Annotated in this window: 43 protein-coding genes and 2 tRNA genes; 15 read left to right on the top strand and 30 right to left on the bottom strand. The window is 61.1% G+C overall.

Annotated elements, in window-relative coordinates; all coding sequences use genetic code 11:
- Window position 1: 1 nt before the first annotated feature.
- From QM712_RS07625 to QM712_RS07610, 4 genes are all read right to left on the bottom strand, one after another.
- Window positions 2-226, bottom strand: coding sequence for a hypothetical protein (locus tag QM712_RS07625; protein WP_415022458.1), 225 nt, complete (start codon window positions 224-226; stop codon window positions 2-4).
- Window positions 223-732: an HK97 family phage prohead protease gene (locus tag QM712_RS07620; RefSeq protein ID WP_415022457.1), complete on the bottom strand. Its 510-nt coding sequence runs from the start codon at window positions 730-732 to the stop codon at window positions 223-225. The genes QM712_RS07625 and QM712_RS07620 overlap by 4 nt, the downstream gene beginning before the upstream one ends.
- A 164-nt stretch (window positions 733-896) precedes the next feature.
- Window positions 897-1,454: a hypothetical protein gene (locus tag QM712_RS07615; RefSeq protein WP_415022456.1), complete on the bottom strand. Its 558-nt coding sequence runs from the start codon at window positions 1,452-1,454 to the stop codon at window positions 897-899.
- On the bottom strand, window positions 1,454-1,984 hold the full coding sequence (locus tag QM712_RS07610) for a hypothetical protein (RefSeq protein WP_415022455.1): 531 nt from the start codon (window positions 1,982-1,984) through the stop codon (window positions 1,454-1,456). The genes QM712_RS07615 and QM712_RS07610 overlap by 1 nt, the downstream gene beginning before the upstream one ends.
- Window positions 1,985-2,318: 334 nt before the next feature.
- Between QM712_RS07610 and QM712_RS07605 the strand changes: the two genes are divergently transcribed.
- Window positions 2,319-2,777, top strand: coding sequence for a hypothetical protein (locus tag QM712_RS07605; protein WP_415022454.1), 459 nt, complete (start codon window positions 2,319-2,321; stop codon window positions 2,775-2,777).
- A 52-nt stretch (window positions 2,778-2,829) separates the two neighbouring features.
- Here the strand turns inward: QM712_RS07605 and QM712_RS07600 are convergent, their stop codons facing one another.
- The 10 genes from QM712_RS07600 to QM712_RS07555 form a co-directional block, all read right to left on the bottom strand.
- A complete protein-coding gene (locus QM712_RS07600) occupies window positions 2,830-3,615 on the bottom strand; it encodes a hypothetical protein (protein ID WP_415022453.1) in 786 nt (261 codons plus the stop codon).
- A 273-nt stretch (window positions 3,616-3,888) separates the two neighbouring features.
- Complete coding sequence (locus QM712_RS07595) at window positions 3,889-5,373, bottom strand: AAA family ATPase (RefSeq protein WP_415022452.1); 1,485 nt, start codon at window positions 5,371-5,373, stop codon at window positions 3,889-3,891.
- On the bottom strand, window positions 5,354-5,599 hold the full coding sequence (locus QM712_RS07590) for a hypothetical protein (protein WP_415022451.1): 246 nt from the start codon (window positions 5,597-5,599) through the stop codon (window positions 5,354-5,356). The genes QM712_RS07595 and QM712_RS07590 overlap by 20 nt, the downstream gene beginning before the upstream one ends.
- A gap of 426 nt (window positions 5,600-6,025) precedes the next feature.
- The gene (locus QM712_RS07585) at window positions 6,026-6,346 is read right to left on the bottom strand and encodes a DUF3102 domain-containing protein (protein WP_415022450.1); all 321 of its coding nucleotides are present in this window, start codon (window positions 6,344-6,346) and stop codon (window positions 6,026-6,028) included.
- Window positions 6,347-6,372: 26 nt separating this feature from the next.
- A complete protein-coding gene (locus tag QM712_RS07580) occupies window positions 6,373-6,609 on the bottom strand; it encodes a helix-turn-helix transcriptional regulator (RefSeq protein WP_415022449.1) in 237 nt (78 codons plus the stop codon).
- A 275-nt stretch (window positions 6,610-6,884) separates the two neighbouring features.
- Window positions 6,885-6,961, bottom strand: a tRNA-Pro gene (locus QM712_RS07575).
- A 74-nt stretch (window positions 6,962-7,035) separates the two neighbouring features.
- Window positions 7,036-7,521, bottom strand: a complete 486-nt coding sequence (locus QM712_RS07570; RefSeq protein WP_415022448.1) for a DUF192 domain-containing protein — start codon at window positions 7,519-7,521, stop codon at window positions 7,036-7,038.
- A gap of 144 nt (window positions 7,522-7,665) precedes the next feature.
- The gene (locus QM712_RS07565) at window positions 7,666-8,331 is read right to left on the bottom strand and encodes a cold-shock protein (protein ID WP_415022447.1); all 666 of its coding nucleotides are present in this window, start codon (window positions 8,329-8,331) and stop codon (window positions 7,666-7,668) included.
- A 199-nt stretch (window positions 8,332-8,530) separates the two neighbouring features.
- The gene (locus tag QM712_RS07560; protein ID WP_415022446.1) at window positions 8,531-9,292 is read right to left on the bottom strand and encodes an SIR2 family NAD-dependent protein deacylase; all 762 of its coding nucleotides are present in this window, start codon (window positions 9,290-9,292) and stop codon (window positions 8,531-8,533) included.
- A gap of 95 nt (window positions 9,293-9,387) precedes the next feature.
- A complete protein-coding gene (locus QM712_RS07555) occupies window positions 9,388-9,630 on the bottom strand; it encodes a hypothetical protein (protein WP_415022445.1) in 243 nt (80 codons plus the stop codon).
- 245 nt (window positions 9,631-9,875) lie between these two features.
- Here QM712_RS07555 and QM712_RS07550 point away from each other — a divergent pair, with 245 nt between their 5' ends.
- Window positions 9,876-10,040 (top strand): hypothetical protein, encoded by a 165-nt coding sequence (locus tag QM712_RS07550; RefSeq protein ID WP_415022444.1) that lies wholly within the window; start codon window positions 9,876-9,878, stop codon window positions 10,038-10,040.
- A 70-nt stretch (window positions 10,041-10,110) separates the two neighbouring features.
- On the opposite strand, the gene QM712_RS07545 is transcribed toward QM712_RS07550, so the two are convergent.
- Window positions 10,111-10,380, bottom strand: coding sequence for a hypothetical protein (locus QM712_RS07545; protein ID WP_415022443.1), 270 nt, complete (start codon window positions 10,378-10,380; stop codon window positions 10,111-10,113).
- A 169-nt stretch (window positions 10,381-10,549) separates the two neighbouring features.
- Between QM712_RS07545 and QM712_RS07540 the strand changes: the two genes are divergently transcribed.
- The gene (locus tag QM712_RS07540; RefSeq protein ID WP_415022442.1) at window positions 10,550-10,882 is read left to right on the top strand and encodes a hypothetical protein; all 333 of its coding nucleotides are present in this window, start codon (window positions 10,550-10,552) and stop codon (window positions 10,880-10,882) included.
- 93 nt (window positions 10,883-10,975) lie between these two features.
- On the top strand, window positions 10,976-11,101 hold the full coding sequence (locus QM712_RS07535) for a hypothetical protein (RefSeq protein WP_415022441.1): 126 nt from the start codon (window positions 10,976-10,978) through the stop codon (window positions 11,099-11,101).
- Between the two features lie 96 nt (window positions 11,102-11,197).
- On the opposite strand, the gene QM712_RS07530 is transcribed toward QM712_RS07535, so the two are convergent.
- The 3 genes from QM712_RS07530 to QM712_RS07520 all read right to left on the bottom strand — a co-directional run bounded on the left by QM712_RS07530 (window position 11,198) and on the right by QM712_RS07520 (window position 12,242).
- Complete coding sequence (locus tag QM712_RS07530; RefSeq protein ID WP_415022440.1) at window positions 11,198-11,395, bottom strand: hypothetical protein; 198 nt, start codon at window positions 11,393-11,395, stop codon at window positions 11,198-11,200.
- 163 nt (window positions 11,396-11,558) lie between these two features.
- Window positions 11,559-11,909 carry a GrlR family regulatory protein gene (locus tag QM712_RS07525; protein ID WP_415022439.1) on the bottom strand — a complete coding sequence of 117 codons (351 nt, stop codon included), beginning with the start codon at window positions 11,907-11,909 and terminating at the stop codon, window positions 11,559-11,561.
- A gap of 198 nt (window positions 11,910-12,107) precedes the next feature.
- A complete protein-coding gene (locus QM712_RS07520) occupies window positions 12,108-12,242 on the bottom strand; it encodes a hypothetical protein (protein ID WP_415022438.1) in 135 nt (44 codons plus the stop codon).
- 160 nt (window positions 12,243-12,402) lie between these two features.
- Here QM712_RS07520 and QM712_RS07515 point away from each other — a divergent pair, with 160 nt between their 5' ends.
- Window positions 12,403-12,657 carry a hypothetical protein gene (locus QM712_RS07515; protein WP_415022437.1) on the top strand — a complete coding sequence of 85 codons (255 nt, stop codon included), beginning with the start codon at window positions 12,403-12,405 and terminating at the stop codon, window positions 12,655-12,657.
- Window positions 12,658-12,789: 132 nt separating this feature from the next.
- Here the strand turns inward: QM712_RS07515 and QM712_RS07510 are convergent, their stop codons facing one another.
- On the bottom strand, window positions 12,790-12,927 hold the full coding sequence (locus tag QM712_RS07510; protein WP_212483880.1) for a hypothetical protein: 138 nt from the start codon (window positions 12,925-12,927) through the stop codon (window positions 12,790-12,792).
- A gap of 368 nt (window positions 12,928-13,295) precedes the next feature.
- Window positions 13,296-13,592: an HU family DNA-binding protein gene (locus QM712_RS07505; RefSeq protein WP_007591377.1), complete on the bottom strand. Its 297-nt coding sequence runs from the start codon at window positions 13,590-13,592 to the stop codon at window positions 13,296-13,298.
- Window positions 13,593-14,020: 428 nt separating this feature from the next.
- On the opposite strand from QM712_RS07505, the gene QM712_RS07500 reads away from it, so the two are divergent.
- Window positions 14,021-14,323 carry a hypothetical protein gene (locus QM712_RS07500; RefSeq protein ID WP_415022436.1) on the top strand — a complete coding sequence of 101 codons (303 nt, stop codon included), beginning with the start codon at window positions 14,021-14,023 and terminating at the stop codon, window positions 14,321-14,323.
- Window positions 14,324-14,426: 103 nt separating this feature from the next.
- Here the strand turns inward: QM712_RS07500 and QM712_RS07495 are convergent, their stop codons facing one another.
- The gene (locus QM712_RS07495) at window positions 14,427-14,852 is read right to left on the bottom strand and encodes a GFA family protein (RefSeq protein ID WP_415022435.1); all 426 of its coding nucleotides are present in this window, start codon (window positions 14,850-14,852) and stop codon (window positions 14,427-14,429) included.
- 268 nt (window positions 14,853-15,120) lie between these two features.
- Between QM712_RS07495 and QM712_RS07490 the strand changes: the two genes are divergently transcribed.
- A complete protein-coding gene (locus tag QM712_RS07490) occupies window positions 15,121-16,110 on the top strand; it encodes an MBL fold metallo-hydrolase (RefSeq protein ID WP_415022434.1) in 990 nt (329 codons plus the stop codon).
- An 83-nt stretch (window positions 16,111-16,193) separates the two neighbouring features.
- On the opposite strand, the gene QM712_RS07485 is transcribed toward QM712_RS07490, so the two are convergent.
- Window positions 16,194-16,529 carry a GYD domain-containing protein gene (locus QM712_RS07485; RefSeq protein WP_415022433.1) on the bottom strand — a complete coding sequence of 112 codons (336 nt, stop codon included), beginning with the start codon at window positions 16,527-16,529 and terminating at the stop codon, window positions 16,194-16,196.
- A 402-nt stretch (window positions 16,530-16,931) separates the two neighbouring features.
- Here QM712_RS07485 and QM712_RS07480 point away from each other — a divergent pair, with 402 nt between their 5' ends.
- Window positions 16,932-17,144: a hypothetical protein gene (locus QM712_RS07480; RefSeq protein WP_415022432.1), complete on the top strand. Its 213-nt coding sequence runs from the start codon at window positions 16,932-16,934 to the stop codon at window positions 17,142-17,144.
- A 4-nt stretch (window positions 17,145-17,148) separates the two neighbouring features.
- On the opposite strand, the gene QM712_RS07475 is transcribed toward QM712_RS07480, so the two are convergent.
- On the bottom strand, window positions 17,149-17,343 hold the full coding sequence (locus QM712_RS07475; protein ID WP_415022431.1) for a hypothetical protein: 195 nt from the start codon (window positions 17,341-17,343) through the stop codon (window positions 17,149-17,151).
- Window positions 17,344-17,439: 96 nt separating this feature from the next.
- Between QM712_RS07475 and QM712_RS07470 the strand changes: the two genes are divergently transcribed.
- Window positions 17,440-17,892 carry a VOC family protein gene (locus QM712_RS07470; RefSeq protein ID WP_415022430.1) on the top strand — a complete coding sequence of 151 codons (453 nt, stop codon included), beginning with the start codon at window positions 17,440-17,442 and terminating at the stop codon, window positions 17,890-17,892.
- Window positions 17,893-18,180: 288 nt separating this feature from the next.
- The gene (locus QM712_RS07465) at window positions 18,181-18,825 is read left to right on the top strand and encodes a glutathione S-transferase family protein (protein ID WP_415022429.1); all 645 of its coding nucleotides are present in this window, start codon (window positions 18,181-18,183) and stop codon (window positions 18,823-18,825) included.
- Between the two features lie 145 nt (window positions 18,826-18,970).
- Here QM712_RS07465 and QM712_RS07460 read toward each other — a convergent pair whose 3' ends face one another.
- The 3 genes from QM712_RS07460 to QM712_RS07450 are packed head-to-tail and all read right to left on the bottom strand — an operon-like array spanning window position 18,971 to window position 19,701.
- The gene (locus QM712_RS07460) at window positions 18,971-19,138 is read right to left on the bottom strand and encodes a hypothetical protein (RefSeq protein ID WP_415022428.1); all 168 of its coding nucleotides are present in this window, start codon (window positions 19,136-19,138) and stop codon (window positions 18,971-18,973) included.
- Window positions 19,139-19,144: 6 nt separating this feature from the next.
- Window positions 19,145-19,390 carry a hypothetical protein gene (locus QM712_RS07455; RefSeq protein WP_415022567.1) on the bottom strand — a complete coding sequence of 82 codons (246 nt, stop codon included), beginning with the start codon at window positions 19,388-19,390 and terminating at the stop codon, window positions 19,145-19,147.
- Between the two features lie 56 nt (window positions 19,391-19,446).
- Window positions 19,447-19,701, bottom strand: a complete 255-nt coding sequence (locus QM712_RS07450; protein WP_415022427.1) for a PilZ domain-containing protein — start codon at window positions 19,699-19,701, stop codon at window positions 19,447-19,449.
- 224 nt (window positions 19,702-19,925) lie between these two features.
- On the opposite strand from QM712_RS07450, the gene QM712_RS07445 reads away from it, so the two are divergent.
- The 4 genes from QM712_RS07445 (at window position 19,926) to QM712_RS07430 (ending at window position 22,322) form a co-directional block, all read left to right on the top strand.
- A tRNA-Glu gene (locus QM712_RS07445) sits at window positions 19,926-20,000 on the top strand.
- A gap of 401 nt (window positions 20,001-20,401) precedes the next feature.
- Window positions 20,402-21,151, top strand: coding sequence for a hypothetical protein (locus QM712_RS07440; protein ID WP_415022426.1), 750 nt, complete (start codon window positions 20,402-20,404; stop codon window positions 21,149-21,151).
- On the top strand, window positions 21,151-21,759 hold the full coding sequence (locus QM712_RS07435; RefSeq protein WP_415022425.1) for a HEAT repeat domain-containing protein: 609 nt from the start codon (window positions 21,151-21,153) through the stop codon (window positions 21,757-21,759). The genes QM712_RS07440 and QM712_RS07435 overlap by 1 nt, the downstream gene beginning before the upstream one ends.
- 2 nt (window positions 21,760-21,761) lie before the next feature.
- Window positions 21,762-22,322 carry a hypothetical protein gene (locus QM712_RS07430; RefSeq protein WP_415022424.1) on the top strand — a complete coding sequence of 187 codons (561 nt, stop codon included), beginning with the start codon at window positions 21,762-21,764 and terminating at the stop codon, window positions 22,320-22,322.
- Window positions 22,323-22,438: 116 nt separating this feature from the next.
- On the opposite strand, the gene QM712_RS07425 is transcribed toward QM712_RS07430, so the two are convergent.
- Window positions 22,439-22,882, bottom strand: a complete 444-nt coding sequence (locus QM712_RS07425; RefSeq protein ID WP_415022423.1) for a hypothetical protein — start codon at window positions 22,880-22,882, stop codon at window positions 22,439-22,441.
- A 174-nt stretch (window positions 22,883-23,056) separates the two neighbouring features.
- On the opposite strand from QM712_RS07425, the gene QM712_RS07420 reads away from it, so the two are divergent.
- The gene (locus QM712_RS07420) at window positions 23,057-23,470 is read left to right on the top strand and encodes a hypothetical protein (RefSeq protein ID WP_415022422.1); all 414 of its coding nucleotides are present in this window, start codon (window positions 23,057-23,059) and stop codon (window positions 23,468-23,470) included.
- Window positions 23,471-23,505: 35 nt separating this feature from the next.
- Here QM712_RS07420 and QM712_RS07415 read toward each other — a convergent pair whose 3' ends face one another.
- The 3 genes from QM712_RS07415 to QM712_RS07405 all read right to left on the bottom strand — a co-directional run bounded on the left by QM712_RS07415 (window position 23,506) and on the right by QM712_RS07405 (window position 25,418).
- Window positions 23,506-23,853, bottom strand: a complete 348-nt coding sequence (locus tag QM712_RS07415) for a hypothetical protein (RefSeq protein WP_415022566.1) — start codon at window positions 23,851-23,853, stop codon at window positions 23,506-23,508.
- An 80-nt stretch (window positions 23,854-23,933) separates the two neighbouring features.
- Window positions 23,934-24,656, bottom strand: a complete 723-nt coding sequence (locus tag QM712_RS07410) for a hypothetical protein (protein WP_415022421.1) — start codon at window positions 24,654-24,656, stop codon at window positions 23,934-23,936.
- Window positions 24,657-25,079: 423 nt separating this feature from the next.
- The gene (locus tag QM712_RS07405) at window positions 25,080-25,418 is read right to left on the bottom strand and encodes a hypothetical protein (RefSeq protein ID WP_415022420.1); all 339 of its coding nucleotides are present in this window, start codon (window positions 25,416-25,418) and stop codon (window positions 25,080-25,082) included.
- Window positions 25,419-25,440: the final 22 nt, after the last annotated feature.

The following is a 25,440-nucleotide window of genomic DNA, read 5'->3' as shown; positions in this document are numbered from 1 at the left end:
CTCACCAAACTCGCAGCACGTCCACGACACGGCCGCCATCACCGAGAACGAATTCAGCCCGGTCGCCGCTGAACATCTGAAACGGGCCGCGCCACTCCGGCCGACGTCGCGCCGCGCCGAGATCACGCGCATGGATTTGCATGGTCTTGCCGTCGTCGAGCACGACGATGCCGCGATGCCGGTGCCGATCCCACGAATGCACCATGCCGGTGCTTGTTGTTGTCATTTCAAAATTCCTCGCTTGCGTTGCGCTGCTTCAATTCGACGGCGCGCGGCTTGGTTGTTAGTGAATGCTCGACTGATTTGAGCCGACGTGTCGTTGCCGTAAGCGCCCCACAGAACAAGACTGATCTCGTAGAGCTTCGCCTCGGTGATCAGCCGCTTCGGAATGTCGCCGCTGTCGTCCCACTCCTCAACCACAGGCGTGAAGCTCACGCTCACCTCGTTGACAGTACCGTTGCCGACTGTCGCCAAGGCTTCTTGTCCCAGCGGTGCATCTGGATTCGGCGTCAATGAGTAGTACAGGCCGGCATCAGTCGAACGCAAAGTCAGTGTGCCATTGCTGATGCGCCCCAGCGGCCTTGACGGATCATGTGCCCAGAGCGCGGCAACGTCGGGATTCTGCGCAAGGTGCTTATCGAACGCTCCGCGCGCAAAGCGTTCCTCGAACAGGCCTGCAATCAACGCGGGCCGGTTCCAAGAAATGGCAAAACCAGAGATGGTGTCAGCCATTGCGTCGCATCACCCGCAATCCCTTCTGGCGTTTCGCTTGCATGATCTTGCGTGCGATCACCGCAGGCGAGTCCGAAGATTCAGTGTGGCGCTTTTCGCCAGGCAGTTTGACGCTGCGTCGGACGGGCTTTCTGTCCGCGGTATCAGACGTGCGCTCTGCACCCTTAGACATCGAACCCAGCCTCGCTGACTTCCTTCAGGAAAAAGGAGACCCGTTCGGTGAAGTGCGCCCGGACCGGCCGCAGGAACGCCAAATTGATGTCTTCGCGCTCGAGATCGTCCAACAGCGCGTCGTGATCGTTGCGAGCCGCCTCCAGTGCGCGAGCTGCATCACACACAACTGACAGCCTGCGCTGATACTCTCCACGAACCGCGTCGCACGCAGCCTTGCTGGCAACGTCGCGAGCCGCGGCGATCCGCCTTGCGAGCACTTGAAGAGCGGTCTCGGCGTCAGCGATCTCGCCCGAAACTTCGCGGCGACGCTTGCGCAGGTGCGGAGCCGAATCCTCAGGATCGCCCAACAATCGAGAAACGCCAGCGCTGTGTGGAGCCTTCGGAGCGGCGGCGATCTGGGTGTCGAGATCAGCGGCTTCCTTGTTTAGGGAAGACAGCAGTTCACTCACCTCCTGCCGCTTCGCGACCAAGCCGGCGTACTCTTGACTGGACGTCTCGAGAGTGGGAACGACGAATTCGTCGGTGGGCTTTTTCTTTAGCAATACCATCAGGCAACCTTTCCAAACAACTTATCCAAAATATCTGCGATCAACCTCACCGGCACTGTCGTCGCGGTGCGGTGTCCTGGCCGTTCCCAGCGTCCCGCGTCAGCACCGGCGATCCGAAAACGACTTACGCCGCTCTGCCGATCAATGACAATTTCCGGCCAGCCACGGACGAATTCGATGGTCGAGCGCCGCGCCTCGGAATCGCCGCCGCGAGCCCTCTCGACGAGAAGCTCAACCGCGTCGAACGCGTTTCGCGGAACTGAATCAGGCGCATCGTCGGGAATGTCGGTGCCGGCGGGCACAAGTCCGGCATATTGCGCGAGATCGTGGTCAGCCAGGCGCAACTTGGTGGTAGTTGCGACAGCTATGATCAATCGTAGCGTATCGGTGTCGGTCAATTCCGGTGGCCTAGCCGGACCGCCAGCCGGGATGGCGCCGGCCTCAGAGAGGCGGCGCCCGATATGTTTAACCCTCGCGGGATCGAAGCCGAGCGCGTCGATCGCTGCGAGCACGTCGGCAAGTTTTGCCAAAGTCGTTGCTCCTTATTCGTAAATGTCGATTGAGGGGTTAAATAAAAGCCGACGCCGGTACTTCCGCGGCAATCGGAAAAGAGCACCGGCCGAAACCGGCGCTGAAGGTGCGTCACGTCACGTAGGTGCTAATGCCCCCATGGGAGATAAAGCGGAATGAGTGGCAGATTGGGGATTGTGCCGGGTTAACGGGCTCGCCGCGCCCACGTGCCGCTTCAATCAGCGCCGAGCGGTGAGCATTCAGATCATTAAGATTGACAAAAGCATAATACACATCTATTATCCTAATATCGCTTGCTTATGTCGGAAAATTCAGAATTTAAGGGGTGCATAAATGAATAATGTGCTTGCAAACGATGTTGTTAAGGCAATTAGACAGCTATACGATCATAATCCGATCGCGCAGAAGCTTTTCGACCTCAACGCGGAACGAGAACGAGATGCATCCTCAAGCAGTCTGGATGTTATTTCCCGCAAATTGGATATCAGCCGCGGCGATGCAGTTGCCCTCGCAAGAGCATTGGAGGAAGCAGGATGTGGCGAATTTAAAGTTGGTCGCCGCGGCGCTCCATCACGCTTCGAATGGTCCTACAGCTGCATCGGATTGGGAAAGGCCGCGGCCGGTGAACCTATTGCGCTTGAGCAGGCCGAAGATCCTCAGGATGAAGACTACGACGAAGACGAAGCGCCCACCGCAGGCTCGATTACACTGACAATTCCTCAAGCCAAGGCCGCACTGGCTCGCAGCTTAGGTATCTCAGTTGACCAAATCGAAATTAAGATAAGCGCCTGAGTCAGCAACAAGAGGCCGCCATTGGAGGCGGCCTCTTTCATCTCAATCCCACTCAAGCCGCCTCTCGTTCCGCGGCATCGCGCCGAGCATATTCCGCCATCAACTTAATGATCGCGCCGTCTACCAGCTTCACGGCCATGCGCTCGCCGGTCTTGGACGACAATCCAAGCTCTTCGCCGATCTCCTCGCTTGTCAGGGTGCCCAGCGCCAACTCCAGGACGCGACAGACCTCCCGACCGAGGCGGCGTTTCATGGCGGTATGATCCATGCGCCTCGCGGCCTCAACCTGAACATCGGGCAAATCGTCAGGCATGCCATGGCCGGCGTCCATCGCCACGCGGAACGTTTCGCTGTCCTGTGCGGGGCCGCGTGGCGTGCTAAACGTCTCCTCGAGGGATCTATACTTTCCACGGACCTTGACGGCGATGATCCTACCGTGGTCGCCGTAGAGGAACCGAGTGGCTTTCTCCGGGTGCCCTTCGCGACGGTCCTTTTTATCGGCTTCCCAAGCTGCCATGATCTCGTCCGCGTCTGGGCATTCCTCGCCGATCCGGGAATCTATGCGGCTGATTTCCGGCACGTTGAATTTGCCTTGAGGCTGGTTGTCGTTGGCAGCGTTCAGGTTGCCTTCAGGCAGCGCCCCCCCCTCATCCTCGGCATACCGCTCCAGCGCCTGGATCTCACGCCAAGCGTCTGCTCGTTTTAGTCGGCCGAACGTCGGCCAGTGCTGATTTCTGAAACGGACTTCGCGGGTGTCGTCCTGCTGAGCGCGCTGCTGAGCCAGGATCGCGCGGTGCTGCTCTGGCGTGCGCGCGCAATTGTCGTTTGCGGGTGTCATTGCTGATGATCTCTCGTGACGTTTGGCCGTCTTGGTGCGGCTCTCTATGCTACTTTTTCAAAACTTGCGGCGTCGTGTGCGAGATTTGGCCGCTGGTGGTTGCCGTCGATCGCGGGAGAGTGCGAGTTACCCCCCGACCATAAAGTTCTGCCATTTTGCACGCGGACGTGCGCCCCTGGGGCGACCGGTCCCAATGGCGATGGCGGGAGGGATCGAGGCGGCCCCTACCCGTCGGCATCGTTCAGTGCACCCCGATCAGACCGATACAAGTGATCAGAGTCGGACTATCTGTTCTTCATTCTGATCACCCTTATCTAGATATTGTGTCGAGGGACTCTGATCGGTCTGATCACTCTGACCGGGGGATACAGAGTAAGTACCATATCCGTCCTTCGTGACCTCGCCGGCCTTCACCATCTTGGGCAAGAGGCTGCTCACGTTGTTCACCCTCATGCCTGTGACTTCAGCGATTTCCTTCGGCGACTGTCTGGAGCCATAGTTCCCAAGAGCCTCAATGATCTTTCGACGCTCGTCGGAGCGCTTTACATCATCTGCGTTGCCTAGAACGGACCACTTTCCGCCGTCGAACCTCAGTGCCTTCTCGATTTCCTCCACGTCACGGCCTCGTCCATATAGCTTGGGTCCGTCTGTAGTCCGGTCCAGCACCATGATTGAATCGGCGGCGCCGGTCAGGCCGTTTGTGCCCGAAATCATCTCAAGAGGGTCGCTGGCCTCCATCTTGCGAACGTGCGTCACGACCACGACGGCAAGCCGGTGCGCGCTAGCATACTGTTGCAGTGGTGATAGGGCGGCGTAGTCCGCCGCATAGGAGTCCTGATTGCGCCCCTTGGGCGGCCGTACCATGGCCAGCGTGTCCACCACGATAAGGCGCGGATCATCAGCGCGGGTGCGCCAGGCATCCAGCGCCTCAATCAACCCCTCGCCGATTTTCGGTGCCTCGGTCAGAAGCGACAGGCGGGAGAGGTCGGGCCGTTGTGATTTCAGCCTTGGCAGCACCACGCGAAGGCGATCCTGCAGGCGGCGCTGGTTGTCCTCGAGCGCGAGATAAAATGCGTCGCCCGGTTCACACCTAACACCGAGCGATAGCCCACCGCTCGCCACGGCAACTACCCAATCCAACGCCAGCCACGACTTGCCGAGCTTCGGCCGACCTCCGAGAATGGTCAGACCTTCCGCTACGTAACCAGGAATGACGTATTTGATCGGTTCGAATTCCAGACCAAGCAAGGTCTGCGCGTCGATAAATGCGGACTGCCGATTGTCGTTGGCCGCGGCCGGTTTGGATAACAGCCGCGCGCGCAGGAGCCCCGTAGCTCGCTCCAGCGTGGGCGACCCGTGCTCCGGCGGCGCAGCTCCGATATCACGAGCAATAATCGACTCGACAACGGCGCGGTCGGACTCCGGGCCCTGTATCTGGATCAGTTCAGGCTTGCCGTCGTTGAGCCGGATCAGGAACGCTGCATCTGGATCGCAGCCGTCGACGCTACTCACAATGACACAGGCAGCGCGGGCGGAAGGCTCGTCCTCCGGCCATTCGTCGGCGGGTAGCTTCCGAACGTTGGTCGGGCTGGCATTCTCCCAATCGGGCTCGCCATCTTCGCCGACCGGCGCAAGCACCACGTCTGCGGAGCAGTGCTGATGGTCAGTTAGAGTGTCATAGATGCCGAAAGTAAGATCGCGGGTCTCGTCTGCCGAAAGCAGGTTGGCGCTAGCAGATTCAGCTTGCGAGGCGTTCATGCTGCGACAGTCCTGCGACGGTGAGGGTAGCAATCTTGTTGGCGATGTCGTGGTTAAACGCACAGGTGCGGCCACGCTCATTGTCAGGACCGAACGCGCGGTACGAACCGTCCGCGGCCCGCGAAACCCGCACACCGTAAATCTTGATGCCTTCGGCCGTCTCGATATCGACGTGCGCAATGGCTCCCGCCCCCGTTCGCGCGGGGCGTAGTCCAATAATTCTCATCTCAATCCCTTTTAGAAAATGACCGGCACCATGAACGGTGCACCCAGAACCGGATGCGGCTCGAACCTGACGTCCCATTGGGGCGTTGGCTTTGGATCCTGCTGCGGCTTGCTCTTTGTGGTCGAGGCCCGATCCCGCATCGCTTCACCTCCGTTCCAATAACTACTAGTGTGGCTTTCTCGGCCCGGTACTAAATTGATGTCTGCTAAATATGGTGGTCGGTGCGGGGAAACGTAAACTGCCGCCGCACAATGCCGGGATCATCAACTTCGGCATCGCGGATTTACTGAAGCAATCTCGGCTGCGAATTGCTTGTTGCCCCGCCCTGTTTTGGGCTTCGGTAAAGTGCGAGAATTTCTCGCACTTTCTTCCTCAGCTTGCACCTGCTCCCAAATCTCCTTGCGCCGCTTGATATGCAGCGCCTCTTCAGCCGGCGACAACTCGGCGCGCTGAAGATTCTGCCGCAGCGACCCTCTCGCCGCGTGAGGATCGTTCGATAACCTCTTCGCGCACAACTTCAGGCGTTGACGGAGCGGCAAGAGCGTAGAGAGCCGTGGCGCCCAAATTGCTAATACTTGGCAATTTGTCCCCAAACCGAGTGGCCACGTTTTTGAAGTTGTCAGCAGTTTGCCGAGACATACTGAATTCTGCTTCGATCCAGGCCAGGTAATTGCCGTGACCCAAGGACGTCTGCTGCTCGATCAATTCACGTCCGACTCCGATAATCGACTCTGCCGCAAGTTGCATGCTACCACGGATGCGCTGCGCTGCGGCTAGCGCGGACGCCGCCTCAAGCCGCCTCCCCCTATGCTGGTCGCGTTAGCGTTGGCGATCCATGTTGACGTCCGGCGCCGGGAGGCAATCCAAGCGTCGAGGTCAGCTCGGTCGTACTTCACGGCCCTGCCGAGTTTAAAGAAGGCCGGTCCAGTTCCGTCGCAGCGACGTTTGGCAAGCGTTGACCGCGACAAGCCGGTCAGAGTCGAAACATCATCGATTGAAAGGAAGGTCACTGAAGACTCCCGATCGGGAGAAGTGCCAGCGCCCCGGCTAAGGCCAGTCGGCGTGTAACAATACAGTGCGCCCGGTGCCGCAAAATACTAAACCGGCCCCATCGACTTCGGCCCGCGTCTCCGAATTCCGATACGTACTAAATATGGTGGGTGAGGCTGGAAAGTCGGGCCGATTGCCGAAAATATTTCTTGGTGCACGGTCGCCGCGGTGGCTACCCGGTGGCGATTCGTTAGAAACTCGAAACTTTGGCTTGTTGCTAAGTATTTGATTTTATTGGTCGGGGCAGCTGGATTCGAACCAACGACCTGCAGTACCCAAAACTGCCGCGCTACCAGGCTGCGCTATACCCCGAATGTCCGGCGAGCCCCGTCGATACACGCTTCGGAGGACGCCAGCAAGACGGCAATACCCCCGGCCCGCGGGGCCTATTTGCTGCCGAACAGCGGATGGGCGACGCGGTCGCCGGGCCGGATGCCGTATTTCTGGGCGGTCCCCGCCGGCACTTCCAGAACGCCTCTGGCCGGGCCCTGGGACGAGATGATCTTGGTCGACAGCGGCTCGGTGTTTTCAGCGATCCGAAGGATGCGGCCGTCGGCGCGGATGAAGATCATGTCGAGCGAGATGTAGGTGTTCTTCATCCACATCGACACTTCCTGCTCGGGATCGAAGTCGAACAGCATGCCTTTGCCGTCCGCGAGCTCCTTGCGGTACATCAGGCCGGTCTGCTTCTCCTGATCGGTTGTCGCCATCTCGACAGAAAACACCTGCACGCCGTTCTTCGTGACGATCTCGAGCGGCTGGAAGCTGGCGGCGCCGGCCGGCGCGCCCGCGAGCGCAAAGGCGGCGAACACGAGGATGGCTGCGAGCCAGCTCCTGGAGAGGAACCGGACGGCCTTTCGATCAAAACTCATGGGAGGGCGTACTCATGGCCAGACAACGGCGTGGGACTGGAACCATCCTTACGCGGCGATCGTGACAAAAGCCAGATGGCGCGCGCAGCCCGGGCCGCGCGCCTCTGCTCACGATTGCGGGAGTTTCCTGACGCCTTCCGGCGATCAGTGCGACGACAGGCCCGGCGATCCGGCCTCGGGATGAATCTCGGCCGCCATCATGCCCTTGGAGCCCGGCCCATAGCGGACGAGCACATATTGTCCGGGCCGCAGCTCGGTCATGCCGAAGCGGCGCAGCGTCTCCATGTGCACGAAGATGTCCGGTGATCCCTCGCCGCAGGTGAGGAAGCCGAAGCCGCGCAGCCGGTTGAACCACTTCACCTGCGCCCGCTCCAGCCCGCTGGTCGGCGTCACCGTGACATGGGTGCGCGGCGGCAGCATCTGCGCCGGATGGATCGCGGTCGACTCGTCCATCGAGACGACGCGGAAGGCCTGATAGCCCTTCACCCGCTGGATGCATTCGACGACGATGCGCGCGCCCTCATAGGCGGTCTGGAAACCGTCCCGCCTGAGCACGGTGACATGCAGCAGCACATCCGGCCAGCCGTTGTCGGGAACGATGAAGCCGTAGCCCTTGGAGGCGTCGAACCATTTGATGACGCCCGTCACCTCGACGAGGTTGGCACCGGCTTCACCAAGCCCGCTGAAGGGGCTGAGTGCGCTGTCGTGCCCGGCGCCGCCGAGCTCGCCTGACCCCATCCGCGCCGGCGACGCACCGCCTGGCGCGGGAACTCCGATCTTCTTGGACTCAAATCCGTCCGACGACCCCATAACCCCGGACCCCACACATGCCATGCAACCCGCCTCAGCGGCGGCGTCGAATCACGCGTCTTTCGAGAACCTTCTCAGCAGGACGCGACGCGAATCTTTCGAATCAAAAGATAACACTCCCGGTTGCGAGGCATAGACAAAAAAGAGATTCGCCGGAACCTATGAACAGCTTGCACAGGCGCGAATCAAAATCGACGGATCAGTTGCCGACGAAAGGTCCGAGCGTCTCGCAGATGTCGTCACGGATCACGAGATCGGCGATGTCGTCCTGATCCGTGGGCTCGCGATTGATGATCACGAGTCGTGCGCCGCAGTTCTTCGCCATCATCGGAAAGCCCGCGGCCGGCCAGACCACGAGCGAGGAACCGATCGCGATGAAGAGATCGCAATGCTGCGACAATTCGGTCGCGCGCCGCATCTCGTCCTCCGGCATCGCCTGGCCGAAGGAGATCGTGGCGGTCTTGACCGGTTCGGCGCACACCGTGCAGTCGGGCGCGGCGCCCTCCGCGTCGAAGCGCTGCTTCACCCAGTCGAGCGCATAGGACTGCCCGCAGCCGACGCAGCGCGCATAAGTGGTATTCCCATGAAGCTCAACCACGTGGTCGGACGCGAAACCCGAGGCCTGGTGCAGATTGTCGATGTTCTGGGTGATGACGGCGGGAACCTTGCCGGCGCGGTGGAGCGCGGCCAGCGCGCGATGACCGCGGCCCGGCTTTGCGGCCGCGAAGGTCGGCTCCATCGCGAAGCGCCGCCGCCAGGACTCGTCGCGCGCCTCCTGGCTGGCGATGAATTCGTCGAACGGGATCGGGCGATTGCGGCTCCACAGGCCACCCGGCGAGCGGAAGTCCGGAATGCCGCATTCGGTCGAGATGCCGGCGCCGGTGAACGGCACGATGGTCTTCGCCGCGGCGATCATGTCGCCGAGCCGTTCGATGCCGCTGCGTAGATCTGATGCAATCATGGGCAAGCCATCCCCGTTACCGGCATCGCTCTATAGCATGCCCGGATCGGACGTCGCCCCTGACTGGGATGCCGTTTCGGCGGAGCTGCCGCGCGTCAGGCCGCGCGCGCGACCTCATCCTTGGCCGCATCGGCGATGTCGTCGCTCTTGCGCGCTCTGGGCGCGGCAGCGACCGGTGCCGCCTTCTTCGCCGGCTTGCCGTACTGGGAGAGCTTTTCGAGCTCGGCTTCGAGCTCGGCCTGCCGCGCGGCGACCTTCTCCAGAAGCTTCGCGCTCGCGCGCTCGCGCAGTTCGGCCAGCTCTTCGATGCTCAGTGAGTCCAGATCGATCTTCGCCATCACAGCCTCCCGATTTGTTTTTGGCTAGCTGCAACATGCGCAAGCGACAAGATTGCTGACTCTCTTATCCACTGTGAAGCGAGATGCGTTCGGCGCTCTCGCGCACCGCCCTTCGCTAATCACAATCCTGCAATGCCTCGTCCCCATTGACGCCCCAATCAAGGTCGCCAATGCATGTCTCGAACGCGACTCACGTGCAATGCGGCGGCAGTGCTGAGTTCTGAAGTACACAAACGGGGATGGTCATGACCGAAGACGAACAACGCAAGGAACGGGAACGCGAAGAGATCGCCGCACGTGTCGCCGCCTTCCGTGCAACCCAGGAAAAGTTCAAGCGCGAACGCGAGGAGTACTTCGTGTCGACGCTTCAGAACGCGCGCAAGTCGGAACGGCCCTCGCTCTGGCCCTGAATATCTCGCGTCATCGTCACGCGAGAAAAAAGCCCGGAGCGATGCTCCGGGCTTTTCGTTTGTTCGGGCCTTACCAGTGACGGTAATAGCGGTGGCGGTAGTAGCCGGGACCGCCGTAATAAGCGTAGGGGCCAGGCCCGTAATAGGCCGGCGCGCCGTAATAGCCGTAGCCGGGGCCATAGCCGTACGGATGGGACGCGGCGATCGCGCCCGCGGTGATCGCGCCTGCGGCGAGACCGAACGCAAGGCCCGGGCCGATGCCGCGAGCCTGCGCAGGCGCCGAGGCTGCGGTGATACCGACGGCTGCAACGGTGGCTAGGACTGCCAGAGTCTTCTTCATGACGCTTCTCCTCCTTCGCATCTGGCGAGATAACGCGGAGGGCCCGCGATGGTTGCGGGTTTTCGCGGAACCGCGGACACCAGAAAAAATTCAAAATCGATGGAACGAAATCCGTTCTCGTGTTGTTGGCCGTCGACATGCGGAGCCTCCGCCATCCGGACGAGGCAGCATGAAGACCCCGTCCGCATCCTTCGCGCTGCGGGCGGGGTTTTTCGGTCGGGCAACCGGCCACGACCAGGCTGCCGCCGGGCGGGCGTTCGAGGAGAAGACGTTGCCGATATCCGCATTGCTGGCCCGTATTCGCGGGCTCGTTCCCAGGACCAGCGATCGGCACTATGACGAGATCGTCCGCAATTTCGAGGTCGGCACCTTGCGAGCGCCGCCGACGCCGATGAGCGACCGCGAACTCGCCCGGGCCATCTCAGACTTCCTCAAAGAGGCACCGTCCACAAAGTCGGTCATGAGCCTCGGGCGCCGGCTCGATCCCTCCTCTCCGCTCTGAGCGGCGCTTGCCGTCCGCCGTCTCATCCGGCAGCGGGAACAAGCGCGCGGCAGGCACGTTGAAGCCGTCTTCGCGCAAAGGAAGAGGCCCGACATGCCTGCGTGGCTCGAAGTTCTGCTCAATCTCTCCGGCTACGCCGGCTTCGTTGCGCTCGCAACGCGCGGCAATGCTGGCCAAGACACCTCCGCCGATCATCGCATCTGCGACGACGAAGGCTAGGATGACGAAGGCCAGGATGCTGTCCAGCGAGACAGATGCGTCGGTTCACAGCGCGGCGCTCGCGCGTCCGTGCCGATGCCGCGAACCGCAGAAGCGCTAATTGGTGTAAGGCGTCTGACCGGCCGTTCGCACCAGCCTGTCGGCCTTCAAGAGCACATGCGTCTCCTCGACCTGCGGCCGCAGCGAGAAACTGATCACCACGAAAGCGAGGCAGAACAGCGTGCCGACGATGGCGACGCGCCGGTAGGTGTGCCGGTCGCCCTGATAAAAGGATGGTTCTGAAAAAGGTGTCATGACGCGGCTCTTGGCAAAGGCCCTTGGCAAGTCTTTCTGCTTGCGTGCCGACACACCTAGCCGAACCCGCTGCAACTGCAACGCGATTGGGCTTTTAACCTAACCGATTAGCGTTAGCGTTTTTTCCGAAAGCTTTCGTTAGGAACTCGCATACGCCTGCATCTCAGGTCGCGGCCAGCCATTTCAGCGTCGCGCGAAAGCTGAGGCTGCGATGGCCCGCGACCAGAACGGTGCCGAACACTTCGGCCCCCTCCTCACTGAACGTCCCGGAAAAGCCGCTCGTGACTTCCTCCCCGCCGAACAGCGGCCGGACGAACGGATCGGCGAAAGGCGAATGCTGGTTGGTGGAGAGTTCGCCCTTCCAGGTGCCCTCGCCGACCGTGTACGACCCCTGCGACCAGAAATACGGGCCGCCGCCGAGCAGCACCCCATCCCGCAGCACCAGCACGCCGCTGTCGCGGCCCTTCACGCCGTCGAGCATGTGGATGTGGATGGAATAGAGGCCGTTCTTCATGATCTGCCCGCCGTCCCTCGGCAACGATAGCGCCGGGCACGGAGAGCGTCGAGACGCAGACCTGCAGGTTCCGAGGATTTGATCGATCGCTTTTGTTCCGGCTCCGACTGCTTTTCGTTCCGGAAGAACGAATCGGAATCGCAGAAATCGATGCCGATCGATTCTTAACAACCGGTGTCGCGGAGGAGTATTCGACAATCAGTGCTGAGATTTCGCCGGCGGAGGCGGCACTTGCGGCACCGACGTCCTGCGCTTGCGCGGCCGCGGATGTCGGTCGAACCAGAACACTCTCGCGATCTCGACGACCATCTCGAGAAACCAGCACGCATCCATGTCGCTCTCCCGTCGCGCATGTCCTACTCCGGACGTCACGACAGGACTGTGCGAGGCATCACGCAGTCGCATTCGAGCGGCACGCGATCGCATCGGAGCCGGCAGGCCCCAATTGTTCTGCATCCGACTCCATTTCGTTCTCGAAGAACGAATCGAACGCGTGCAAATCAGCGCGGAGCGTTTCCTAACGATCGATGAAGAGGTGCGCCGCTACTTTCTCGCCGGCAGGAATTTCGAGACGACCGCGAACACGAGAATGATCTCGCGGCAGGGTTCGCAGCGGAAGGAGCTGGTTGAATTCGCCGTCATCGGCTTGGCGCATTGCGGACATGTCATGCTGCGCGAACGTCAACGAGCGAGGTTTGTTCCTAAGAGAGCGGCGGCGACGCGCAAGAGCACCGCGACGGCGGACTGACGGCGTGCCAACAATTCGCGCGCACCTCCTCGATCAGCTCGATCGGGTACGCGCCGTCGCGACGACACCGGCTTGACGACATGGCGCTCGACGACATCGCGCCTGCAACTCGCCGCACGTCGTCGATGCGTGTCACGCCGCCCGCTTTGCGTTGCCCTTCTCCGAGAAGCATTCGAGGATCTGGATTCGAAGTTCTTCCGCGGCGGGCCCCTCAACCTTCCTGAGTTGATTCCAGAGCCTGATCACTTCACGTTGTTTCTCGATGGTCATGAGGCACCTCCAAAAGATGACTCATAAGAACAAAATGAGAACAAAAAGTCCAGAGCTTCTCCGCACAATTTTGCGTGGCTCGACATTGAACCTGCCGGGAGTTGCCAGGACCCATGAAAATCGAGGATTCAGCGTGCGGTCATGCGGCCGCGCCGGCTGACGAACATCCTCGTCACCGCGGCGCGGTTGCCTTTTGGATTTTCAACCTTAAGTTAGAGACACGGCTGACGGCCAGGCGCTGAAATCCCATTGCCGTCGGCAAGAGAGCCCCGTGCGAGAGCGCGGGGTTTTTCTTGTGTCGTCTGGTGCCGCGTCCCGCGGCCGCCGGTGCGGCACGCGGGACATGACTGCGGTGACGGCGCGCGTCCTCAGACGGAATCCTTGGCGACCTTCAGCGGCGACGCCTTGACCGACTTGCTCGCCGGCTTTGCCGCAAACTGCATCGGCTCCTTCGTGAAGGGATTCACGCCCATCCGGGCTTCGGTCGCAGGCTTGTTCACAACCGACATCTTCACAAAACCGGGAATGACGAACTCGCCGGACTCGTTGAGCTCCTTGTAGCCGACGGTCGCCATGTACTCGATGACCGACTTCACGTCGTTCTTCGAGAGCTGCGTGCCTTCTGCAATTGCATCGATCAATTGAGTCTTCGTCATCTTCGCCATGTCTGGATTCCTTCTATGCGCGCGACAAACGCTGGTGGGGACGCGGCCGAACCCGCGCAACGCGCTTGTGATTCATGCCAACGGTCATGAGGTGACCGGGCTTAGAACGTATCGACGGCCGAAATGCAAGCCGGGAGGGCCAGGGTTCCGGATTTCCCTCATGGGGCCCCACAGCCCGCCATGGCGCCATCCTGGTTGAACCAATCTTCGGCCGGCGCGACTAACTCCTTGAAGTCCCCAAGCTTCACCCCATCAGCGAGCCCCGCTTTCCCCAGGCGGGGCTTTCTCTTTGTCCTGCAGACTAATCCTGTCCCCATTTGAAGCGTGATCTCATCGCGAAACTTGTGGCTCGGCGCATGTTGTTGACACTTCAGTAACCCAACGCCGCCAAGCTCCTTTCAGTATCGTTGCGTTGGAGTAACCCCACAGTGTTGGATTTTCACGAGCTGCGTGAACTCGCGGCAGACGTTCGCGTGTTCGTCGACATCGCCGAAGACAAGGCCGAAGCGCTGCGTGCCGTCATCGCGGCTTATGACGTGGTGCTGGCGATCTTCCCCTCGCACGAGGGCATGGGCCTCCACGTCATCAAGGGCGGCGAGATCCTCGAACGGATCGCAAAATCGCGGACCCATGCGGTCTACAGCCACACCGCCATCGCCGTTCCCGACCTCGAGCACGCCGAAGTGCTCAAATATCTGACGGCTCCCGCCGAGCAGAGGATCGCGGCCTAGCTGCAGGCCCGAGCTCGCCCGCTTCCCAACCGGGGGTGCTCAGCGCCCTCGCCCTTTCCGCAGCCGCGCTCGACGCGAACGCATCGTCGGCCGGCTGCGGTCGCTACTCGGCCGGGACGAAACGGAGCGTGCCGGCTCGACGCGTCGGCTTGCCGGTATCGTTGGTGTGATTGATGCCGTCCATCACGGGCACCTCGGTGAAATCGAATGGGCTGACGCCGTCGAGGCAGGCCACGTTCACCGCATAGAGAGTCTGGTCGGAGCGCCGCTGGTGATGTGTGTAGATACCGCAGCGCGAGCAGAAGAAGTGCTGCGCTGAACCGGTGTGGAAGCGATAGCTCGTCAGCGCATCCTCGCCCTGCAGGATATTGATCCCGCCCATCTCCGCCATCACGACGACGGCACCTCGCATCCGACAGTAGGAGCAGGTGCAGCGGCGGATCGAATTGAAGCCGTCGCTGAGCGTCGCCTCGAAGCGCACCGCGCCGCAATGGCACTGGCCGGACCGAATGTTCGTGTTGCCTGCCATGCTGCCCTTGCCTCCTGGTCAGATCTCGTCGACATCGGCGCGTGATGTGCCGATGGTGAGTAAGCCCGTACGGAAATATCTCCAAAAGCCGAACCGGACAACTCACAGGAACTCGGGACCGCAAGTCGGACGCGCGGCTTGGGCACCGCCATTGATGACGAGGCCGTGAAGGGTCGAGGGAGGCCGGTTGCAAGCCGAACGGGCTCATCTACACTTCTCCCCCGGTCTCGCCGGACGATGCGCAGCCCCGTGAATGCAGGGAGACGTCATGACCTTCGTATCTCGTCGTGAAATGCTGGCCGGCGGTGCGGCACTGGCCGCAGCATCGGGTCTGCCATGTGTCGCGCCCTCCCGCGCCGCAGCCCCGCTGGCGGGCAAGCAGGCCCCGGGTTTCTATCGCTACAAGGTCGGGGATTTCGAAGTCAGCGTCATCTCCGATGGCGCGGTCCAGTTTCCGATCGAAGGCTTCGTCACCAACGCAAGTCCCGATCAGGTCAAGGCTGCGCTGACCTCGGCGTTTCGCAGCACGGACGGCCTCACCGTTCCGTTCACGCCGATCGTCGTCAACACCGGATCGAAGCTGATCCTGATCGATACCGGGCTCGGGGATGCCGCGGTCGAGCGCACCAAGGGCAGCGCGGGCCAGTTCACGGCCAACCTGACGGCGGCGGGTCTCGATCGCAAGGACATCGATGCCGTCGTGATATCGCATTTCCACGTCGACCACGTGGACGGTCTGCTCACGGCTGACGACAAGCCGGCGTTTCCGAACGCCGAGATATTGGTGCCGGCCGCCGAACTGACATACTGGATGGACGACGGCGAAATGAGCCGGGCTCCGAAGGGGCGCATTGAAGGGCTCTTCAGGAACACGCGGCGGATCATCGGCGCGCTCGGCGGACGGGTGACACCGTTCGAGGCGGGCAAGGAGGTCGCGCCCGGCCTCACCGCCGTTGCGACGCCGGGGCATTCCGTCGGGCATACCTCCTTCGTCCTGTCGTCGGGCGCCAGAAGCGTGTTCGTCCAGGGCGACGTCGCCCATATCCCCGTGTTGTTCGTCGAAAATCCGGGTTGGCACGCCGCGATCGATCAGGACCCGGTGATGGCCGAAGCCACCCGCCGCAGGATCTACGACATGCTGGTAGCGGACAAGCTGCCGGTTCAGGGCTTCCACTATCCCTTCCCCGCGCTGGCCCACATCGAGCGGGCCACCAACGGCTATCGTGAAATTCTGGTGCCGTGGAGCACCAGCATCTAGCGCACGATCCCGAGCGAGCGCGCGAGACCGCCACCACATGCGATGAGCGGCGGCCTCGCATGTTGCCCCCTGCGCTTCGCGGATCAGTTGCCCGGCGAATTGTAGGACGAGCGCAGCCTGGCCGCGTTCTGCCGCACCTGCTTGATCTCGTCCTGCGTGAACAGGCGCGTCAGCTTCACGTTCTGCAGCGTTCCCGCCGTGACGGTGAGGCCTGAAATGGCCGGCGCCGCGCTCGGATCGGGAACGTCGAAGATCACGAGAACACCGGGGCCGTCGGCGGCGACGCTGTACATCGAGACCGGCTTTCCACCGGCCGCCTCGATGAGCTTCGTTGCCGCTTCCTGGCGATTGGTCGTGGGATTTTCCAGAATGGCGGTGAGAGCGCGTGGCGTGTATTGCCCTGTGAGACAGAAATGCATGGCGAACTCCCTTCTGAAGTCGTGAACACGCTCGCCGTGACGAAATGATCGTCACGACGGTGGGACCTGAAAAATGATGGAGTGCACAGCCCGCCGTAGGCATCAACGCCGCCAGTCATTGACGAGGCTTCGGCACGTCTCGTTGGCGGCTCGGTTCAAGGATACATCAGCGGGTGATCGGCGCAACGACCAGGTTTGCTTCGACATGTCCGGGTCCATGCCGCACTCGCCCCGCAACGTGCCGGGCATGATGCAGGCAATCACATGTGATCGGGAAGAAACGGCAGAAAGCGCTGACGATGTCGCCACCATCCAAATAGTTGCGTCGTCGCAAAACAACTATTTCTAGTGTTATCCGATCCGGCTATCCTCCGCCGGCAATTTTGGCATGGGAGGTTTTCTTTGAAGACACTTTTGATGATGTTGGCGATGTCGATTGCGGCCGCGACAGCAGCGCAGGCGAAGGACGCACTTCAAGCCACCCGCGACTGCATGGTGGCCCACGGCGCAGTTCGCAAGCCGGATGGTTCAGTCTATCTCGGCAGCGTCCCCCGCGCGCAGGCGCTGGCAATACGCGACCAGTGCCGCCGCCAATCCGGCTACAAGGGAAATTGAGAACTCAAGCCGGGACCAAAATCCCGGCTTCGATCTTGCGGGCGTTTGAGAAACTCGGGCCATTGCGGGGATCGCCTTCCTTCATCGCGTGTACACAAAACGCATAGGCCTGAAGGCACGGGGCGGCGATGAGACCGGAATCATGGGCAAATTCCATGTTACCCAAGCCGAGAACAAAGAAGAGTGAGCCTGCACGCATCGGGTGTCACTCAACGCATTATGCTGCTAAATTTGGCGCGCCCCAGTGCCTTCCGCGCACGTGAAAACCAGAAACGCTCTCAAGGAGTTCTGCAAAATGAGATACCTCCACACCATGCTGCGCGTGCGCAATCTCGACGTCGCGCTGAAGTTCTACCAGGATGCGCTGGGGCTGAAGGAAGTGCGGCGGATCGAGAACGACAAGGGACGCTTCACGCTCGTTTTCCTGTGCTCGGCCGATGATCTCGATGCTCTGAAGAAGCAGCCGCAGACGCGCGGCGCACCGCTCGTCGAACTCACCTGGAATTGGGACGAGGAGAAGTATGGCGAGGACCGCTTCTTCGGCCATCTCGCCTATGAGGTCGACGACATCTACGCGACCTGCGAGAAGCTGATGAAGGCCGGCGTCACCATCAACCGGCCGCCGCGCGACGGCAACATGGCCTTCGTCCGCTCGCCGGACCTGCACTCGATCGAGCTGTTGCAGAAGGGCGATCCGAAGGCACCGCAGGAGCCCTGGCTTTCCATGCCCAATACCGGCCATTGGTGAGGCCACGGCCGCAGGAACAAGCCCTCTGTCACGGCGTTCTCTCTCTGACGATGCGATTGGAGGAGGACGCAATGGGACGAGGAATATTGCTGTGGCTGCTCGGCGTGCCGATTCCGGTGATCATTCTGCTATGGCTGTTTTTCGGCCACTGAGGATCCGGTTATTGCTGCAGTGAAAGCTCCGCCTCCGGCGGAGCTTTTGCATGAGGGGCTTCCTGCAATCGCCCTCGCCCGGCACGCGTAATTCCGCTATCACCCGCGCAAAGCCGTACGCTGCGGGAGGAGCAACATGCCGGACACAACGCCGCGACTGACCATCTGGGGCCGCGCCAACTCGGTCAATGTGCAGAAGGTCCTGTGGTGCCTCACCGAACTCGCCCTGCCTCACGAGCGCATCGACGCGGGCATGCAGTACGGCAAGACCCGCGAGGCCGACTATCTCGCGATGAACCCCAACGCGCGCATCCCGACTCTGGTCGATGGCGATTTCGTGCTGTGGGAATCCAATTCGATCATGCGCTATCTCTGCCTCGCGCACGGGCGCGGCTCGCCGATCTATCCGGAGGCGCCGAAGAGCCGCGTCGGCGTCGACCGTTGGCTCGACTGGACGCTGTCGATGGTGCAGCCGGTCGATCGCCCGGTGTTCTGGGGCATCGTCCGCACGCCGCCGGCCGAGCGCGACATGGTCAAGATCCAGAAGGAGGCCGATGCGGCCGCCGAGGTCTGGGCAATCGCCGACCGCCTGCTCTCTTCGCGCCGGTTCATGGAAGGCGATCAATTCACCCTCGCCGACATCGCGATCGGTGCCTATGCGCGGCGCTGGCTCGGTGTCGAGGGCATCACCCGGCCCGCGCAGCCGCACCTGGCGCGCTGGCTCGCTGAACTCGGCCGACGGCCCGGATTCGCCCAGCACGTCGCCCCGCCGATGTCGTGAGCCGCTGGTGTCGCCTAACGCGCGGCGGCATCGCGATGAATCGTCGTTTCCGCGCGAGCATCGCGTCTTGCGGGCCCGCTTGACGGCTACTGTGCATGGGGTTGTTTTCGCGGTTTTTGCCTGAGCGCGCGAAGAGCGCCTTCCCCTAGCGCCAGCCGCGTTCGACCAGCACGACGCAAATGATGAGCGCGAACGTCACGGCTGCGGTGGCCAGGCGCGCAGTCCAGCTCAGGCTGCGGCCGACCCACCACAGCAGCGCGCAATACATCAGCACGGGGACGACGATGTCGGGCCGCAGCAGGTCCGGCGGCATGCGGCCTCAGCGGCGAATGGTGGTGTCGACGCTGATCGAGCCGCCGACCTTCACACAGGTGCCGGTGCTCTCGACCATGTAGAAGCCGCGGCCGTAGGAGGCGCAGGAATTGGCCTTCGCGGCGCCTGCGGTGCCCTTCAGCGGCAAGGTCTTGCCCGCCTGCGGCTGCTCGGGGGCCGGAAGGCGCAAGCCCTCGGCCGCCGCCACGGTTGTCGCTGCGAAGCAGATGGCGATGACGAGGAGCGTGCGCATGCGCACCTTGTAGCCCGGACGGGCCTCGTGCGCCATCCGTCCGGCGCCGGCTGAGGTCAGAGGAACCTGATGCCGGCGGATTTGCCTCGGCGCCAGACCACCTGGCAGCTTCGCCCGGTGCGCGCATCGCGCGAGAAGGCGACCCGGATCACGCCCGGAAGCTGGCTCGCGTCCTCGTCGAGCGTGATCTTCGCGCCGGAGTCCGAGATATCCTGGACGAGACAGTGCCGCGCCGCGAATCCGCCCTCGAGCGTGATCCAGGCGTGCTTCGACAGCAGTTTACGGGCCGCACGCTTCTTCGGCTGTGGCATGGTGACGATCTCCAGTTCCAGCGCTATCTCAGGGAACCCTAAGAAAGGGTTGAAATCGCCGGCCGATGGCCGCCGGAATGGCGCCTATCCACCGGTCGAAAAGACCGTTCCCGAACGGCTTGCCCACGGGCGCAAAGGCCACTATACGTTCGCCCGCCGCAGCCGTCGGGCACGACTCGTACGGCCGACGGCCTTGTCGCCAGAAGCGGCGGGGCCTCGCGTTTGCTCCCTTCGTCTATCGGTTAGGACGCCACCCTTTCACGGTGGAGAGAGCGGTTCGATTCCGCTAGGGAGCGCCAGCATTATCAATAACTTACAGCCCTGCCCCGCCGCCGTGTCCAATACGTGGCCAATAAATGCGTGTGGACGGCGCTGGCGTTTGCGCTGCTGGTGGTTGGATTGTGTGCGGCGACCTCGCTCAGCCCTGCCGGATCTGGAGGCGATATCGCTATCGGCAACGCGTTGACCTGTGGCGGGATGTGACAAAGCGACGACCACCCGCGCGAGCGCGACGGGCTGTTCAATTGGAGCCGCGCTGCCGCGCCACGATCACATACGAGAGGGATTGCATTCCGTCCGATCGGAAACATCTCCCAGCTTGACTGATTTCTGCATTTATTGTCACGGTGTCGTAGGCAGGTTCCTTTAGAAAATGATGCATAAGTCCCACAATTCGCCGAACTTACCGACTGAGGGAGTTATGTCGCAGGATCCGCTTGATGGCTGGCTAGCAGAAAGCTTTCGGCTTTCTTTTCTGGGCGTTCCTGGATGGAATCAGCGCGCGATCTTCAAGGACATCGCCGGCACAGACCCGACTTCAACTTCGATCCAACAAATGTCGCAGCTCCACCAAGAGGCCGCTGACATTGGTGATGTTCATCTTAACGTGGTGCAGCAGCAAAATCGCGTCGACATTCTGTTGGGGGACAAACCGTCCCAAAATACGGTCAACCCACTCATGCCCGGTTACAAGCCCTTCTTTTCGATGGGTCCATTCCGGGAAAGCTTGGAGACGTTCGACGGCCTGACAGAGAAGGCCCTTGGTCTATTCTCCAATGCAATGCGCGTCGCATACGCGATCATTCTTATTCGACCAACGTCGACCCCTCAGGAATCGATCCGCGCTTTGCACAAGCTACTACCTAAGGTACCAATAGACCCCAACAACGACTCTGAATTGGTGTTTCAAATCAATCGGCCCGTTCGTGATAGCAACGGCCTCCTGATTAACCGAATTGCAAAGTGGGAAGCTCTTCAAGTCACGGCCGTTCGCCTGAATGCTTTTGGAGGTCTTATTCCTACGCTGCCGACCCCCCCTGCTTCGGCAGCTCAAATTCAAATTGATGTAAATACAGATGCTGCAAATATAGTCCCTTTGAACAACCTATCAGAGATTGTCCGCGAGTTGCGGCAAAATGCCGTGAATCTTGCAGGAGCCGGAGAAGCGTAATGAACAATCTTGCCGGGGCGACCTATCCGCTTTCGAATTTTAGGTTGCAGACGCAGGCTGAGAACGGCACCGTCACGATCGTGCCGATCAACTCCTCGACCGCGACCGTGATTACTAATCAGGTTTTCAACCAGGCGATTTCTTCTCCATCTTACACGTTCACTACCTCCTTCGTGCAGTATCAGCAGATCTTCTCCGGCCAGTGCGACCGTGTGCATTCTTTCATCCACGGTCAGCTCGACAACGTCGACCAGTCGGATGACGACCAGAACGAGGAAGTCGTCGACTGTATAGCGCACATCATTGATCTAATAGGCGAGCCAGCTTCATGCACTGCGGTATTCGAAGCGGGTTTGCTGAAGGAAAACATGTCAGCCTTCGAGCCTCTGCTGCTGGCAATTGGATCTTCTCGCCACAGAGAAACTGAGTATCTGCGTGCTGAGGCCTTGCACGGCTACGCCAAGGACGTCGACTTCCGCGTTCGCAAAGCCGCCGTGCGAGCTCTAGGGCGCATGAAGGCCCTTCCGGCGAAGCAAGCTCTGGAACAGATCAGCCAGCAGAAGGACGCGGGTGAGACTGCGCTTCTTGCTGCGGCGATGCTGCGCTAACTGTGGCTCCGCTATTTATCCGAAAAAGTCGACGAGGCGATTGGGACGCGATCAAAGAAGATACGCCCGCTGATCTGACGTTTCCCGCTAACGTTTTGTCAGACATTCTCGACAGCGAGAATGAAATTTCGGTCTGGGAGGTCAGTGATCCTCCCAAACCGGAAGAGCTGGATAGGATCGTTGCTGCCCTACATGCACGCAATGTCAACAATCTCACAGATGTTACCTTCAGACTTATAAGCGGCTGGAGAGTTAAAACCAAACTTGGTTTAAAAATGAAGACGACCGTGGGCCTTTCGCTCGACAGTCAGCTGAACAATGCTGGTAAGCATCAAGTGATCGAGATCAATTCGGTGGGTGATGCCATCGAGCTTGCAAAGGCTTTTAAAGGGAAAGATCCGATATTCTACAGTCGAGACCAAGTCATGTATGCCATGGCCGCGGCCCTAGCATACGGACGCATTCAATCAGATGCAATTGGCCCGGGCTTGGTGAAGAAGCTATTCGATGGGCGCCACATTCAATTGTCGCTTCCGCAGTCGCAGGCAGCGACGACAACGTGAATTACGCCAAATGATATTCCTGCGCTGAACCGAACGCGGTCGCGCCAAGCCTGTCCAGACCCACGAGGCGCAGTAGCTGGCGCGTTCATCAGGGAGCTGCCGCCCTAAGCGCGGTTTCATGATTGGCGTGGCGCTCGAAGGAATATTTGGCCGAGTCGAATTACCTCGATGTTGGAGCGCACGAAGGAAGTCCCGCGCCCCTCTTTGGTGATGCACACGGCCCCGTCGTTGTCTTTTGAGATTTCAAACCCGCGCGCTCGTAGCTCGATGAGAACAGCCAGCGCCTCCTTGCTCACCTGCTCACCACTGGGAAACGGGGATAGGGCCCTCACCCATTGCGCGGCCTCGGCTCGCTCGGCCTCCAAAGCTTCATAGCTTGCTACGAAGGCCGCCTCTTCCATCAAGCTCGCAACGATGTTGGGAAGATACTTGCGATCTTCGTTCAACGCGAAGAAGGCTTCCCCCATCTTGTCCACCCAAATGGGGCCGTAAAGTATGAGCTTGGCCGCAGCCTCGCGGATTTCATCGTCGAATCTGACCAGAGCTTCCCAGCGTGTCATGCCGACCTCTTTGCCGGGACAATAGCGACCCAGAAGTGCCTTTGGGAAGGCCGGCAGTGTGAACCGTGGTCACATATGTTGTCCACACCCACGACGCACAGTGGCTCACGAGCGTTCCAGGGCCCCACCGGTTGAGTATTTGCCAGTCCGACTGATGCCCGCCATTGATGAGGAATGGGCACTAAGTCTCGCGAATACCTGTTCGGCGCAACGGTTCGCATTCTCGCGGAGCGCGCCAAGGAGGCGCGCAAGGATGCGGACAGCTTGGCCTGCCAGGCGTGGAACGCCCGAATGCTCGCCTTCCAGGGGCCCGCTCAGCCATCCCCTGCCCTCGGCGACGCCCTCAACGCCGGCTATCGCTATCTCGAGGTGAATTGCCTTGGATGCGACACGCATCAGACGGTCGCGCTCGATATTGTCAGGCGGCCGAAGACGACACCGATCCACGAGCTGGAGCGATATATGCGTTGTCGACAGTGCTCGGAGCGCAGTGGGCGCCCGTACAAGCGAAGCCATCTTGTCGCTCTGCGCTCGAACAAGATCTCGGCCTTAAACCCGCCGTCAGTTTGGTGGCCTGGCGATCGATGAGGGGGCTGCCCAGAAGCCGGAACCGTCAGCCAGATTCAGTGGCGGCCGAGATGACGTGTCATGTTGATGACGAAGCCGACCGGGGCGCCAAGCAAAACTCCAATCAGGCCATAAAAGGCCGCACCGACAATCGTCATGATCGAGCCTGACGCGGTCAATCCTCCGAAGGCTGCACCCAGTAATCCGCAACCAACCACCGACACGATCAGCGTACGATCATTGCGCGCTTCACCCCGCAGGCGCCTGAGCTCGCGCTCGCTGTGCGCATAGGGCCCGGCAGGTTCGCGGGATCCACAATTCGGGCAGCTCGCCGCAGAAAACGACACCGCCTGCCCGCAGTCATGGCATTCGATCAGCTCCGGGGCTCTTGCTCGCGCACGCATCGTCACGTTCTACCCGACCCAGGATCGCGATCAAGAGAGCAGCTGGCCCGCCAGCGTGAACCGGCGGGCCTCCGATAGCATCAGGCCGCGATCCGGTCTTGGGTCAGCGCGCGGATCATCATGTTGAGCAATTCATCCTCAAGCGACTCGCTAGGCCGCCTCTCGATGTCGCCTTGCCATTCTGCATAGAGCAGCCCTATCGCCAGCGCCTGAAGCCCGCGGACCGATTGCGGTTTCAGTTCGAGCATCTGCTCGGTGATCTCGTCGCGCTCGATCAGAAGCTCCTCAAGAGCATGCTCAAGAGGCGTGCAGCCGCTCTGCTCGATCGCGATCGCGTTGGCGGCACGATACCGGTCGAGACTTTCGATAAGTTCGGCGGCGCGGCGGCACTTGCGTCCGTCCGGTTCGGAAACGAAAAGGTGCTCATGACCAGCAACCGGCAAAACGCTCAGCCCCAGATAACTCGGATTGAGCTGTTCAAGCTCCGCCTCGGTGCCGGTGAACTGCCACGTCGCGAATTCCTTGCCTCGCAATGCGTCGATTGACTCATCGGTGCAGTAAGACGTGTTGCTATACCGATGCACGAAGTCGGCATCGAACGGTCGCCACTTCAGCGTCTGCGGCTTTTCGGGTTTGAGTGCCTCGTACCGCTCGCCGGCTTCCTTGAGCGCCTGACTTGCTGCCGCGATCTTCGGATGCAGGCTTTTGATGCGCTCGGCAAGCGCCACGAACTCGGCATCGGGGTCAACCGGCGCCGCAGCAACCGGAATACCAACAAGTGGAAGGCTAACGATAGTGTTCATGATGACCGTCCTTCTGGATAGCGTTTGCGCAGGCTTGGCGGGCTCGCCAGGCCGTTCATGGTCGGACGGTGAGCTGAGTCGAGGAAGCATGGTGGTTCGCTTTCATTTCGGCTTATCAAGGCCGCTCGCCGGCATCGGGCCGGCAGCCGGGAGTTGATAACCTGCGAAAGCGACAGGCGACGGCGCCTTTAAGGGTTGCCCCTCTGGACATAGCGCGGCCCTCCCGGCCATAATGGCCAAGTTGGAGCGCACGCCAATGCGCTGCCGTCATTCGACCGCTGCCCCCTCGCTGCCAGGCGAACGGGCGATTCCTGCTGGGGAATGCGGCCTATAGCTTTCGTCCGGGTTATCAAGCCCACGGACGAATCTGCACCTGATTTGCCCAAAAATCCACCCCCAACGGGGGCGCTAGCGTGGGCCGCCTCAGTCCTTGGGACGGCGGTTCTGGCGGTCTAGGCGCTTTTGGCGCATCGAGGCCGCGAAGCGCTCGCCTAAAGATCCTGGTACCGGCGTTACTGGCGGCGGTGCAGGCGGTTGCTCCGTCACCGGCGCATGCCGCTTCGCTCTCCAGCGGTCGATTTCCTCGAGATCGAACATCCCCGTATCGGGGTCTGCCTTTGGGAAGCCACGGGCCAAAAGTTTTGGCAAGAGTTCGTTAAACTGGGCCAGCGTGAGGTGCAGCCGGCGCGCTGCCTTTTCCGCTGGAACGTCACCGGGGTCGACGCGGAAGCGGACGTCGGACGGTTTCGGACCCTTGGTCATTCTTCCTATTGATCTCCCGCGC

The organism is Bradyrhizobium sp., assembly GCF_047605465.1.
In the GTDB taxonomy this organism is placed as follows: Bacteria; Pseudomonadota; Alphaproteobacteria; order Rhizobiales; family Xanthobacteraceae; genus Bradyrhizobium.
Note: the sequence above shows the minus strand (reverse complement) of the source record. Positions and strands in the feature narration are given on the sequence as shown.